The 13,054-nt window shown below is 75.9% G+C and carries 11 protein-coding genes; 9 read left to right on the top strand and 2 right to left on the bottom strand.

Translation table 11 applies throughout. The annotated features are described in order from the left end of the window. The first annotated feature begins 28 nt into the window (after positions 1 to 28). Positions 29 to 1,804 (top strand): aspartate--tRNA ligase, encoded by a 1,776-nt coding sequence (aspS, locus tag ACU616_RS25175; protein ID WP_446761122.1) that lies wholly within the window; start codon positions 29 to 31, stop codon positions 1,802 to 1,804. An 89-nt stretch (positions 1,805 to 1,893) separates the two neighbouring features. Here aspS and ACU616_RS25170 read toward each other — a convergent pair whose 3' ends face one another. Further along, positions 1,894 to 2,763, bottom strand: coding sequence for a hypothetical protein (locus ACU616_RS25170; protein WP_446761121.1), 870 nt, complete (start codon positions 2,761 to 2,763; stop codon positions 1,894 to 1,896). A gap of 165 nt (positions 2,764 to 2,928) precedes the next feature. Further along, the gene (locus ACU616_RS25165) at positions 2,929 to 3,783 is read right to left on the bottom strand and encodes an aldo/keto reductase (protein ID WP_446761120.1); all 855 of its coding nucleotides are present in this window, start codon (positions 3,781 to 3,783) and stop codon (positions 2,929 to 2,931) included. Between the two features lie 36 nt (positions 3,784 to 3,819). On the opposite strand from ACU616_RS25165, the gene ACU616_RS25160 reads away from it, so the two are divergent. The 8 genes from ACU616_RS25160 to ACU616_RS25125 all read left to right on the top strand — a co-directional run bounded on the left by ACU616_RS25160 (position 3,820) and on the right by ACU616_RS25125 (position 12,959). Then, positions 3,820 to 5,154 (top strand): replication-associated recombination protein A, encoded by a 1,335-nt coding sequence (locus ACU616_RS25160; RefSeq protein WP_446761119.1) that lies wholly within the window; start codon positions 3,820 to 3,822, stop codon positions 5,152 to 5,154. Between the two features lie 89 nt (positions 5,155 to 5,243). Further along, positions 5,244 to 5,669 carry a DUF948 domain-containing protein gene (locus ACU616_RS25155; RefSeq protein WP_446761118.1) on the top strand — a complete coding sequence of 142 codons (426 nt, stop codon included), beginning with the start codon at positions 5,244 to 5,246 and terminating at the stop codon, positions 5,667 to 5,669. After that, complete coding sequence (locus ACU616_RS25150) at positions 5,669 to 5,965, top strand: hypothetical protein (RefSeq protein ID WP_446761117.1); 297 nt, start codon at positions 5,669 to 5,671, stop codon at positions 5,963 to 5,965. Before ACU616_RS25155 ends, ACU616_RS25150 begins: the two co-directional genes overlap by 1 nt. A 61-nt stretch (positions 5,966 to 6,026) precedes the next feature. Continuing rightward, complete coding sequence (gene alaS / locus ACU616_RS25145) at positions 6,027 to 8,720, top strand: alanine--tRNA ligase (protein WP_446761116.1); 2,694 nt, start codon at positions 6,027 to 6,029, stop codon at positions 8,718 to 8,720. Between the two features lie 5 nt (positions 8,721 to 8,725). Then, positions 8,726 to 9,385: a Holliday junction resolvase RuvX gene (gene ruvX, locus ACU616_RS25140; protein ID WP_446761115.1), complete on the top strand. Its 660-nt coding sequence runs from the start codon at positions 8,726 to 8,728 to the stop codon at positions 9,383 to 9,385. A 73-nt stretch (positions 9,386 to 9,458) separates the two neighbouring features. Continuing rightward, complete coding sequence (mltG, locus tag ACU616_RS25135; protein ID WP_446761114.1) at positions 9,459 to 11,438, top strand: endolytic transglycosylase MltG; 1,980 nt, start codon at positions 9,459 to 9,461, stop codon at positions 11,436 to 11,438. Beyond that, positions 11,431 to 12,297, top strand: a complete 867-nt coding sequence (locus tag ACU616_RS25130; RefSeq protein ID WP_446761113.1) for a shikimate dehydrogenase — start codon at positions 11,431 to 11,433, stop codon at positions 12,295 to 12,297. The genes mltG and ACU616_RS25130 overlap by 8 nt, the downstream gene beginning before the upstream one ends. After that, a complete protein-coding gene (locus ACU616_RS25125; RefSeq protein ID WP_446761112.1) occupies positions 12,294 to 12,959 on the top strand; it encodes a prepilin peptidase in 666 nt (221 codons plus the stop codon). The genes ACU616_RS25130 and ACU616_RS25125 overlap by 4 nt, the downstream gene beginning before the upstream one ends. Positions 12,960 to 13,054 lie beyond the last annotated feature (95 nt).

The raw sequence follows: 13,054 nt of genomic DNA, 5'->3' as shown, positions 1-13,054 counted from the left end.
CCCGCCTCCTCCCCTGAAAGGCCCCCACGTGCTCCGCACCCACGACGCCGGCACGCTGCGCGCGTCCGACGCCGGTTCCACCGTCACCCTCGCCGGCTGGGTGGCCCGCCGGCGCGACCACGGCGGCGTCGTCTTCGTCGACCTGCGCGACGCGTCGGGCTACGTCCAGGTCGTCGTCCGCGAGGAGGAGGCGCACGCCCTCCGCAACGAGTTCTGCGTGCAGGTGACCGGCGAGGTCCGGCAGCGGCCGGCCGGCAACGAGAACCCGGAGCTGCCCACCGGCGAGGTCGAGGTGGCCGCGAGCGAGCTGACGGTGCTGTCGGCCGCCGCGCCGCTGCCGTTCCCGATCGAGACCGACCAGGCCGCCAGCGACGACGTCCGCTACCGGTACCGCTACCTCGACCTGCGCCGCCAGGGGCCGGCCCGGGTGCTGCGGCTGCGCAGCGAGGTCAACCGGGTGGCCCGCGGCGTCATGGCGCAGCACGGGTTCGTCGAGGTGGAGACGCCGACGCTCACCCGCTCGACCCCCGAGGGCGCCCGCGACTTCGTCGTCCCCGTCCGGCTGCAGCCGGGCAAGTGGTACGCGCTGCCGCAGTCGCCGCAGCTGTTCAAGCAGCTGCTGATGATCGGCGGGCTGGAGCGCTACTACCAGATCGCCCGCTGCTTCCGCGACGAGGACTTCCGCGCCGACCGGCAGCCGGAGTTCACCCAGCTGGACTTCGAGATGAGCTTCGCCGACCGCGACGACGTGCTGGCGATCGCCGAGGACGTCGTCCGGACGCTGTGGCGGGAGCTGGCCTCCCACGAGGTGCCCGAGATCCCGCGGATGACCTACCGCGAGGCGATGGACCGGTTCGGGTCCGACAAGCCCGACCTGCGCTTCGGCATCGAGCTCACCGAGCTGACCTCCTACTTCGCCGACACGCCCTTCCGGGTGTTCCAGGCGCCCTACGTCGGGGCGGTGGTCATGCCCGGCGGCGGCTCGCAGCCGCGGCGGGCCTTCGACGCCTGGCAGGACTGGGCGCGCTCCCGCGGCTACCGCGGGCTGGCCTACGTCACCGTCGCCGAGGACGGCACCCTCGGCGGGCCGGTGGCGAAGAACATCTCCGACACCGAGCGGGCGGGCCTGGTCTCCGCCGTCGGCGCCTCCCCGGGCGACTGCGTGTTCTTCGCCGCCGGGCCGCGCCGGTCGTCGCAGGAGCTGCTGGGCGCGGCCCGCAACGAGATCGCCCGGCGGCTGGAGCTCGTCGCGCCCGGGTCGTGGTCGTTCCTGTTCGTCGTCGACTTCCCGATGTTCGAGCAGACCGAGGACGGCGACTGGACCTTCATGCACCACCCGTTCACCTCACCCACCCCCGAGTGGCGGGAGCGCTTCCCCGAGGACCGGGGGGCGGCGCTGTCCGACGCCTACGACATGGTGATCAACGGCAACGAGGTGCTCAGCGGCTCGGTCCGCATCCACGACGCGGCGCTGCAGGAGCGGGTGTTCGAGACGCTGGGCATGTCGCGCGAGGAGGCCCGGGAGCGGTTCGGGTTCTTCCTCGAGGCGTTCGCCTACGGCCCGCCGCCGCACGCCGGGGCCGCGCTGGGGTGGGACCGGCTGACCGCGCTGCTGGCCGGGGTCGACTCGATCCGCGAGGTCATCTCGTTCCCCAAGACCGGCGCCGGCTACGACCCGCTGACCGGTGCCCCGACACCGATCACCGAGGCACAGCGCAAGGAGGCCGGGATCGACGCGGTGGCCGAGGAGCCGCCGCTGCCCGGCGAGCCCGGCGCCCCGGGCCCGACCGACCCCACCGGCTGAGTCCGGCTCCCGATCCGCCCGGGTGAGCAGTTGCGGTCGCCCTTCGCGGAGTGTCGCCGCGTGTCGGCGACCGCAACTGCTCGGTCGGGTCACCAGACCGCCCCGCGGCTGCGCAGCGCCCGGGTCGCCCGGTCGACGACGACCTCCGGCCGGCGGAGGTGGTCGGCGCCGTAGCGGATGGTGAGCCAACCGTCGGCGGCCATCAGCGAGTAGCGGTCGACGTCCCGGCCGAACTGCCCGGGGTCCGCGTGCTGGCGTCCCTCGTACTCGACGGCCACCCGCCACTGCGGCCAGCCGAGGTCGCTGTGCGCGACCACCCGGCCGGACGCGCTCTCGATCTCCACCTGAGGTCGAGGGTGGGGGAGGCCGGCCTGGATGAGCACGCAGCGGACCACGCTCTCGGGCCGTGACATCGCCAGCGGGGACAGCAGCGGCGCCCACTCCCGCGCCCGGACGACGCCGCGCAGGCCGTCCGCCCGCGCGAGACGCCCGGCCAGCGAGCCCCCGTCGAGGTGCCCGGTTCGGTACAGGGCATCGCCGACCGCGACGAGCTCGGGTGGGTCCAGGACGGCCGCGAGGTCGAGCCACGTCTGTGGGCCGCTGGTGACCGGGAGACCGCGGTGCCCGGTCGCGTCCTCGGCCAGGAGGTCGCGCACGTGCACCCGGAGTCGGCGACGGCGTGGGCGGTAGGTGCCCGGCGGCACGCTGACCTCGAGCGGCCAGCCGTGCGGCACGGGCGCGCCGAGGAGCGCCGCAGCGGTCCAGTGCGACACGACGGCGCCGGCGGGCAGGACGGGGAGGACGGCGGAGCACGCGGCGTGCAGGGACAGCGGGACGGCGCGGAAGACGTAGGCGCCGCGGCTGACCCGCACGCCGTCGTCCCGTCGCTGTGCGCGGGTCAGCCCGGCGTCCCGGGCGTGCTGCCAGGTGTAGGTGGGTCGCAGTTCGGAGTCGGCCACGCCGCGACCGTCGCGCCGACGGAGGCCGTGGCGGACCTCTCAGCCGGACCGGTGGACGGCCGAGCCGGCTGTGGACGGCGGCCGAGTGAGCAGTCGAGGTGGCTGACGGCGGCGTGTCCGCGCGTGTCGGCGACCGCAACTGCGCACTCGGGAGGGAACCGGACCTCAGGCGGAGTCCAGGCGGGCGAGCTGGTCGGGGGTCAGCTGCAGGTCCGCGGCGGCGGCGGAGTCCTGGATCGAGGCCGGCCGCGAGGCTCCGGGGATCGGGACGACGACGTCGGCCTGCGCCAGGTGCCAGGCCAGCGTCACCCGGTACACCGACACGCCCACCTCCGCGGCCACCTCGGCGAAGGCGGGCGCGGTCGCGTCCAGGGACCCGGCCGCGGTCACCCCGCCGAAGGGGCTCCACGGGAGGAACGCCAGCCCGTGCGCCGCGCAGTGGGCGACCTCGTCGGCGGAGAACCGCCAGCCCGGCGAGAACTGGTTCTGCACGGCCGCCAGCGCCGGCCCGACGATCGACCGGGCGACGTCGATCTGCGCGACGTCGGCGTTGGAGACGCCGACCATCTGCACCAGGCCGTCGTCGGCGAGCTGCCGCAGCGCCCCCATCGACTCCTCCCACGGCGTGTCCGGGTCGGGCCGGTGGAACTGGTAGAGCCCGATCGCGTCCACCCCGAGGCGCCGCAGCGAGGCCTCGCAGGCCCGCCGCAGGTAGCTGGGCGACCCGTCGAGGAGCCAGTCGGTGCCCCGCCGCGTGTGCCCGCCCTTGGTCGCCACCAGCACGTCGGTGGCGCCGTGGGAGGCCAGCGCCTCGGCCACGAGCGACTCGTTGTGCCCGAACTCCGACTCGTCGGCGGCGTAGGCGTCGGCGGTGTCGACGAGCGTCACGCCGGCGTCGAGCGCGGCGAGGATCGTGGCGATCGCGTCCTCGCGGGACGGGCGGTCGGTCTTGGTGGACAGGGGCATCGCCCCGAGCCCGATGGCGCTGACGGTCCGGTCTCCGATGCGTCGCTGCTGCACGGGAGGTGTCGTGCCCCGGAGGTAGCGTCGCTACCCGTGACCTCCCTGTTCGACGAGCCGGCGGACGCGGGCGGCGCGACCGTCGACCCGGGCGCGCCCCTGGCGGTGCGGATGCGGCCGCGCTCGCTCGACGAGGTCGTCGGCCAGTCGCACCTGCTCGGCCCCCGCGCGCCGCTGCGCCGCCTGGTCGAGGCCGACGAGCCGATGTCGCTGGTCCTCTACGGCCCGCCCGGCACGGGCAAGACGACGCTCGCGCACGTCATCTCGCTGGCCACCAGGCGGCAGTTCGTGCAGCTGTCGGCCCTCGACGCCGGCGTCAAGGAGGTCCGCGCGGTCATCACGAGCGCCAAGCGCGAGCTGACCTACGCCGGCCGCCGCACCGTGCTGTTCATCGACGAGGTCCACCGGTTCTCCAAGACCCAGCAGGACTCGCTGCTGTCGGCCGTCGAGGACCGGATCGTCAGCCTCATCGCCGCCACCACCGAGAACCCGTTCTTCTCCGTCGTCAGCCCGCTGCTCAGCCGCAGCCTGGTGCTCGCGCTGCAGCCGCTGTCCGACGACGACGTCCGCACGCTGCTGCGGCGGGCGCTCACCAGCGACCGCGGCCTCGACGGCGCGGTCACGCTGAGCGCCGACGCCGAGGAGCACCTGGTCCGGGTGGCCGGCGGAGACGGGCGCAAGGCGCTCACCGCTCTGGAGTCGGGCGCCGGCGCGGCGCAGGCGGCGGGTGCGGGCGAGATCGACCTGGCGACCCTGGAGACGGCGGTCGCGCAGGCCGCGGTCCGCTACGACCGGCAGGGCGACGCGCACTACGACGTCGCCAGCGCGCTGATCAAGTCGATCCGCGGCAGTGACGTCGACGCCGCGCTGCACTACCTCGCGCGGATGGTGGTGGCGGGGGAGGACCCGCGCTTCATCGCCCGCCGGCTGGTCATCTCCGCCAGCGAGGACATCGGCATGGCCGACCCGACGGCGCTGCAGACGGCGGTCGCGGCGGCCGACGCGGTCGCCTTCATCGGCATGCCCGAGGGCCACTTCCCGCTGGCCCAGGCCGTCGTCCACCTGGCCACGGCACCCAAGTCCAACGCCGTCACCGTGGCGATGGGCGAGTCGGTCGCCGACGTGCGGGCGGGGTTGGCCGGGCCGGTGCCGCCGGGGCTGCGCGACGCCCACTACGCGGGCGCGAGGAAGCTCGGCCACGGGGGGACCTACGTCTACCCGCACGCCCACCCCGACGGCGTGGTGCCGCAGCAGTACCCGCCGGACGCCCTGGTGGGGAAGGACTACTACCGGCCCACGAGCCGCGGCGCCGAGGCGACGATCGGGGCGCGGCTGGCCAAGCTGCGCGCGATCGTCCGCCGCGTCCGCTGACCGCCGAGGGCCGCGACTACTGTGACCACGCCGGCCGCGACGTCCCGCGCCGGCCGCCGAACCAGCCGACGAGCAAGAGGAGACGCCGCGTGTCCGCAGGAGAGTGGGCCGGACTGATCGCCGCCCTGGCGCTGGTGCTGCTGGTGGTGCTGCTCGCCGTTCCGCTGCTCAAGCTGGGACGCACGCTCGACGAGGCGACGCTGACCATCCGGCAGGCCCGCGAGCAGAGCGGCCCGATCCTCAGCCAGGCCCAGACGACGGTTGCCCACGTCAACAGCAACCTCGAGCGGGTCGACGACATCACCGGCAACGCGGCCAACGTGTCGAGCAACGTCGCGGCGCTGACCAGCGTCGTCGCCGCCACCGTGGGCAGCCCGCTGATCAAGGTCGCCGCGTTCAGCTACGGCGTGCGCAGCGCCACGAAGAAGCGGCGTGAGGGCCAGGCGATCGCCGAGGCCGCCGCGCGCGACAAGGCCGACCGCCGCGAGCGCCGTGCCGCCCGGCGGGCCGCCTGATGCGCCGGCTGTTCTGGCTGGCCATGGGCGTGACCATCGGCGCCCTGCTCGTCCGCAAGCTGTCCCGGGCCGCCGAGCGCATGACGCCGGCCGGGATCGGCGCCTCGATCGCCGACGGCCTGCGCGAGCTCGCCGACGCGATCGGCGACTTCGGCGCCGACGTGCGCGCCGCGGCGGCGATGCGCGAGCAGGAGCTGCGCAGCGGCACCGGCCTCGACGCGCCGCTGCCCGAGCGCGACCAGGTCCAGCTGCCCGGACGGCTGCCCGGTCGCGGGGCACACGCCGCCGACCGCTGACCTCCCGGCGGCGGCGCGCCCGGCGCGCCGCCGCCACCCCTCGCAGGAGAACCGAGCCCAGATGCAGACCGCCGAGATCCGCCGCCGCTTCCTGCAGCACTTCGAGCAGCGCGGCCACACCGTCGTCCCCAGCGCCTCCCTGGTGTCGCCGGACCCCTCGCTGCTGTTCACCGTCGCCGGCATGGTGCCGTTCATCCCGTACCTGACCGGCCGCGAGCCGGCCCCGTTCCCGCGGGCCACCAGCGTGCAGAAGTGCGTGCGCACCCTCGACATCGAGGAGGTGGGCAAGACCACCCGCCACGGCACGTTCTTCCAGATGAACGGCAACTTCTCCTTCGGCGACTACTTCAAGGAGGGCGCCATCCAGCACGCCTGGGAGCTGGTGACCGGCTCCGTGGCCGACGGCGGGCTGGGCTTCGACCCCGACCGCATCTGGGTGACCGTCTACCTCGACGACGACGAGGCCGCCGACGCCTGGCACCGCATCGCCGGGCTGCCGGTCGAGCGGATCCAGCGGCTGGGCAAGAAGGACAACTACTGGCACACCGGCGCCGACGGCCCGGGCGGCCCCTGCTCGGAGATCTACTTCGACCGCGGCCCGGAGTTCGGCCCCGACGGCGGCCCGCTGGTCGACACCGCCGGCGACCGGTTCCTGGAGATCTGGAACCTCGTCTTCATGCAGTACGAGCTCACCGACGTCCGGAGCAAGGAGGACTTCCGGGTCGTCGGGGAGCTGCCGAAGAAGAACATCGACACCGGCATGGGGATGGAGCGGGTCGCCTTCCTGCTCCAGGGCGTCGACAACCTGTACGAGATCGACGAGGTCGCGCCGGTGCTGCGCCGCGGCGCCGAGCTCGCCGGCGTGACCTACGGCAAGGACCACGACGCCGACGTCCGGCTGCGCGTGGTGGCCGACCACGTCCGCAGCGGCCTGATGCTCATCGGCGACGGCGTCACGCCGGGCAACGAGGGCCGCGGGTACATCCTGCGCCGCCTGCTGCGCCGCGCGGTCCGCTCGATGCGGCTGCTCGGCGTCGACACCGCCACCCTGCCCGAGCTGCTGCCGGTCTCCCGCGACGCGATGAGCGGCAGCTACCCCGAGCTGGCCACCGACTTCGAGCGGATCGCCGCGGTCGCCTACGCCGAGGAGGAGGCGTTCCGGCGCACCCTCTCCTCGGGCACGGCGCTGTTCGACACCGCCGTCCGTGAGGCCAAGGCCGCCGGCACCCCGGCGCTGTCGGGCGAGCAGGCGTTCTCCCTGCACGACACCTACGGCTTCCCCATCGACGTCACCCTGGAGATGGCCGCCGAGCAGGGCGTGAGCGTCGACGAGGCCGGCTTCCGCGCGCTCATGCAGCAGCAGCGCGACCGGGCCCGCGCCGACGCCCGCGCCAAGCGCACCGGGTCGGTCGACGTCCTGGCCTACCGCCGGCTGCTCGCCGAGCACGGCCCGACCGACTGGCGCGCCTACGACACCCTGCGCACCGACTCGCGCGTGCTGGGGCTGGTCACCGAGCTCGACGGGGAGGACGGCGGGCCCGCCGGGGCTGGGGCCGGCCCCGGCGAGGTCGTGCGCGTGGTGCTCGACCGCACGCCCTTCTACGCCGAGTCCGGCGGCCAGGTCGCCGACGCCGGCACGCTGACCTGGGACGGCGGTCGCGCCGAGGTCCTCGACGTCCAGCGGCCGGTCAAGGGGCTGGTCGTCCACCAGGTGCGCGTCCTCGAGGGCGCGCTGGCCGGCGGCGCCGAGCTCACCGCCGAGGTCGACCGGGAGTGGCGGCTGTCGGCGTGCCAGGCGCACTCGGGCACCCACGTCGTGCACGCGGCGCTGCGCCAGGTGCTCGGCCCGCAGGCGCTGCAGTCGGGCTCCTACAACCGGCCCGGCTACCTGCGGCTGGACTTCGCCTGGCAGGGCGCCCTGAGCACGCAGCAGCGCGCCGACATCGAGGACGTCGCCAACGCGGCGGTCCGCGCCGACCACCGGGTCCGCGCCGACTACATGACGCTGCCCGAGGCCCAGGCGATCGGCGCGCTCGCGCTGTTCGGCGAGACCTACGGCGAGCAGGTGCGCGTCGTCGAGATCGGCGGCCCGTGGTCGCGCGAGCTCTGCGGTGGCACGCACGTGGCCGGCAGCGCCCAGATCGGCACGCTGGCGCTCACCGGCGAGTCCTCGGTCGGCTCGGGGTCCCGCCGCGTGGAGGCCGTCGTCGGGCTGGAGGGCTTCCGCTACCTCGCCCGCGAACGCGACCTCGTCCGCCAGCTCGGCGAGCTGCTCAAGTCCCCGACCGACGGCCTGCTCGACCGGGTGGGCGGCATCCTGTCCCGACTGCGCGACGCCGACCGCGAGATCGCCGAGCTGCGCGCCCAGCAGACCCAGGCGGCGGCGGGCTCGCTGGCCGGGCAGGCGCACGACGTCGGCGGGGTCGCCGTCGTCACGGCGTCGCCGCCCGGGCTGTCCGGGGGCGACCTGCGCACCCTCGCGCTCGACGTCCGCGGGCGTCTCGGCGACCGCCCGGGTGTTGTCTTGCTCGCCTCGGAGTCCGGGGGCAAGGTGGCTCTCGTCGCGGCGCTCAACCCCGCCGCCCAGGAGCGCGGCCTGTCGGCCAACGACGTGCTGCGTGCCGCGGCCGCCCCGGTCGGAGGCCGGGGCGGTGGCAAGGCCGACGTCGCCCAGGGCGGCGGGACGGACCCGGGCGGCATCCCCGCCGCCCTCCAGGCCGGTGAACAGGCGGTCGCGACCGCCGCAGGGAGGTGACCGGAGTGCCCGAGCAGCGCCCCGACGAGACCGGCGACATGGGCGAGCGGCGCGTGCAGGGCCGCCCCGCGGTGCCGCCGTCCCGCCCGCGACGGACCCCGCCGCAGCAGCCGGTGCACCACCCCACCGAGGCGATCGACCTGCGCGCGGGCTTTCCGCCCGTGTCGCACGAGACCACCGAGATCGACCTGTCCCAGGGGCTCCCGGCCGGCCTGCCGCTCCCGCCCCGCCGCACCCGCCAGGGCCGCCGGCTGGGCCTGGACGTCGGCACGGTGCGCATCGGCGTCGCGCTGTCGGACCCCACCGGCACGCTGGCCAGCCCGCTGGAGACCGTCGAGCGCCGCCGCGACGGCGGTGACCTCGAGCAGATCGCGGCGCTCGTGGTGGAGCACGAGGTGACAGAGGTGATCGTGGGGGAGCCGAGGCACCTCTCGGGTGCGTCGGGCGCCTCGGCCCGCGAGGCCCGTGCCTACTCTCGGGCACTCGCCGGGCGCATCGGCAGCGTGCCCGTGCACCTCGTCGACGAGAGGCTCTCCACCGTGACCGCAGCCAGTTCCCTGCGCGCGAACGGGCTCGACAGCCGCGCCCAGCGTCCCGTGATCGACCAGGCCGCCGCCGTGGTCATCCTCCAGGCCTATCTCGACGCCCAGCGGGGGCGCTCGTGACCGAGATGGCGAGGTCACACAGGCGTGCAGCACCGGCGGGCACGTGCCTGCCGAGCGCCAGCGAGGTGGGCGCGTGACCGGTCCGGTGCCGCCGTCGGGGCGGGGCCGGCACGCGGGGCCCGATCCCCTCGGCGGCACCGGCAGCCCGTGGGGCGCCGTGGACCGCGGCCGCGCGGCCGGCCTCCCCCCGACGTCGCGGCCGCCGGTCGGCCCGGTGCCCGCCTATCCCGGTCGCCCCGCCCGCGGCGCCGGCCTCCTCGACCGCCCGCCGGGCGCTCCCACGCTGAGCGGCCGGCACGCCGCTCCCGGCGACGACCGCACCGGCCCCCTGCCCGGCAGCAGGCAGCCCACCCCGCCCGCGGCCGGGCTCCCGCCCCGCCCGCCGGGCGCCTGGTCGCGGCTGCAGCGCCCCCCGGCGACCGCGGCCGACACCGCGGCCGACACCCGGCACATCGAGGCCGTCGACGTGCCCACCGAGGCGCACCCGGCCGTCGACCCGCGCCACCACGTTGCCGACACCGCCCACTGGGACGTCCACGGGGACGACACCCCCTGGGACGGCCACCACGACGACCACCACGACGACCACCGCGACGACCACCGCGACGGCGCTCCCTGGGACGACCACCACGACGACGAGGACGCCACCGGCGGCCTGGAGGTCCTCGGTCCCGGGCGCCGCGACGAGGGCCGCCGCGGCCGGCGCGCCCGCCGGGCGGCCGCGGCTCCGGCCGGCCACGCGGACCACCACCACCACGACGACGACCACCACGACGACCACCACGACGACCACCACGACGACCACCACGACGACCACCACGACGACGACCACCACGACGACGACCACCACGACGACGACCACCACGACGACGACCACCACGACGACGACCACCACGACGACGACCACCACGACGACGACCACCACGACGACGACCACCTCGTCCTCGGTGGTCACGACGACGACCACCACGACGTCACCGGGCGCCGTGGGCGCTCCGGCCGCCGCCGGCGCGGCCCGCTGACCAACCTGCTGGCGCTGGTCGTCCTGGCCGGCCTGGTCGCCGGCATCGTCTTCGGCGGCAGGGCGCTCATCGGCCTGGTCAACCCCGAGGCCGAGGACTACGCCGGCACCGGAACCGGCACCGTCGAGGTGCGGGTCGACGGCGGCGACACCCTCAGCGACATCGCCCGCACCCTCGTCGACCAGGGCGTCATCGCCTCGGCCGACCCCTTCGTCGACGCCGCCGAGGCCGACCCTGACTCCATGGGCATCCAGCCCGGCGTCTACTCCCTGCGCTCGCAGATGAGCGGCCAGGCCGCGCTGGACCTGCTGCTCGACCCCGCCAGCCGGCTGGTCTCGCGGGTCACCGTCCCCGAGGGCTTCACCGTCGCGGCCACGCTGCAGCGCGTCGCCGAGGCCACCGGCCTGCCGATCGAGGACCTGCAGACGGCCGCCGCCGACCCCGCCGCCCTCGGTCTGCCGGCCTACGCCGACGGCCAGCTCGAGGGCTTCCTCTTCCCGGCCACCTACGACGTCGAACCCGACGACACCGCCGCCGACGTGCTGCGCGGCATGGTCGCCCGCTTCACCGAGGTCGCCACCGACCTGCAGCTCGAGCAGCGGGCCGCCGCCTCCGGCCGCTCGGTGTACGACATCGTCACGGTCGCCTCGATGGTGCAGTCCGAGACCCGCCTGGACCAGGAGCGGCCCGACGTCGCCCAGGTGGTCTACAACCGGCTGGCCCAGGGCATCCCGCTCGGCATCGACGCCACACTGGCCTACGGCCTGCAGAAGAACGGCAACGACCTCACCGTCACCGACCTGCAGACCGACAGCCCGTACAACACCCGCACCCGGGCCGGGCTGCCGCCGACGCCGATCAGCTCGCCGGGCGAGGCGAGCCTCGAGGCGGCGCTGTCCCCGACCACCGGCGGGCTCCTGTACTACGTCTTGGCCTCCGAGGACGGCCGGCACTTCTTCACCGGCGACTACGCGGAGTTCCAGGCCGCGCGGCAGGCCTGCGCCGACGCCGGCCTCGGGTGCGGTGGCTGACCGGCCCGTGCTCGCCCCGGACGCCGCCGGCCGGGCGGCGCCCGCACCGGCACCGCCGGGCCGGGCGGCCGTCCTCGGCCGCCCGGTCGCGCACTCGCTGTCGCCGCTGCTGCACCGGGCGGCCTACGCCGCGCTCGGCCTGACCGGCTGGACCTACGACGCGCTCGACCTCGGGCCCGAGGACCTGCCCGTCCTGCTGGCCGGCCTCGGCCCCGAGTGGCGCGGCTTCTCGGTGACCATGCCGTGCAAGCAGGCGGCGGTGGCGGTCGCCGACACCGTCGAGCCGCTGCCCCGGCTGCTGGGCGCCGCCAACACCCTCGTGCCCACCGGTACGGGCTGGCGGGCGGAGAACACCGACGTCCACGGCGTCGGCATGGCGCTGCAGACCGGCGGGGTCCAGCGGGTCGCGCACGCCGCGATCATCGGTGCCGGCGGGACGGCGGCCGCCGCGGCCGTGGCCCTGGCCGAGCTCGGTGCCGAGCGCGTCGACGTCCTCGTCCGGGCGCCCGACCGCGCCGCCGACACCGTCCGGGTGCTCGGCGCGCTCGGGGTCGCCGCCGACGTCCGGCCGCTGTCCCCGGGCGCGGTCGAGGCCCCCGTCGTCGTCAGCACGGTGCCGATCGGCGCCCATCCCGACCTCGCGGCGCTCGGCTGGCGGCGGGGGCAGACGCTGCTCGACGTCCTCTACGCCCCCTGGCCCACACCCCTGGCCGGGCGGGCCGACGCGGAGGGCGCGGCCGTCATCAGCGGCATCGAGGTGCTGTTCTGGCAGGCCACCGTCCAGGTCGAGCTGATGACCGGGCAGCCCGCGCCGCTCGGGGAGATGCGCGCCGCCCTGGACGCCCACCTCGCCGGGTGAGCGACGTCGCCCCCCGCGGCCTGCTGCTCGCGCTCGCCGTGACGGCCGCCGTCCTGGCCGGACCCCCGCTCGCCCGGGCCGCCGTCCGGCTGGCCGCCCGCGACGACGCTGCCCGCCCCTCGCCCGCCCGGGTGCTCTCGAGCAGCGCCCTGCTGGCGGTGCTGCTGTGCGGCGCGGTGCTGCTCACCGGCGCCCGGCCGGCCACCCTCGCGCTCGCGTGGGCCGCCGGCGCCGCCGTCGTCCTCGCGCAGGTCGACCTCGCCGTCCACCGGCTGCCCGACCGCGTGACCCTGCCCGCCGCCGCCGTCTGCGCCGCCGCGCTGCTCGCCGACGCCGCCCTCCTGGGCACCTGGCCGGCACTGCTGCGCGCCGTGTTCGCCGCGGCCGCCGCGGGCGGGATCGCCCTGGCGGCCGCGCTGGCCGCCCCGGCGGGGCTCGGGCTCGGCGACGTCAAGCTGCTCGCGCTGCTCGGGCTGGTGCTCGGCTGGGCCGGCTGGGGGGTGCTGTTGGCCGGGGTCCTCCTCGGCCTGCTCGCCGGCGCCGCGGTCTCATTGCTGCTGGTGGCCACCCGCCGGGCCGGCTGGCGCACCGCGCTGCCGTTCGGCCCGCCGCTGCTGCTCGGTGCCGTCCTCGCCCTGGCCCTCGGGGGCCCGCTCGCCTGACGCTCCCCGCGCGATGATCAGGGAACCTGATCGTGGAGCGTCCTCCCTGACCGTGGAGCGTCCTCCCTGACCGTGGAACGTGAGGGAGGACGCGC

This window comes from Geodermatophilus sp. URMC 62 (genome assembly GCF_052931475.1).
Note: the sequence above shows the minus strand (reverse complement) of the source record. Positions and strands in the feature narration are given on the sequence as shown.

Bases quoted from the DNA above. Each gene is read 5' to 3' on its own strand.
- ACU616_RS25150 (WP_446761117.1), top strand. From the start codon at position 5,669: ATGCGCCGGCTGTTCTGGCTGGCCATGGGCGTGACCATCGGCGCCCTG.
- alaS (WP_446761116.1), top strand. From the start codon at position 6,027: ATGCAGACCGCCGAGATCCGCCGCCGCTTCCTGCAGCACTTCGAGCAG.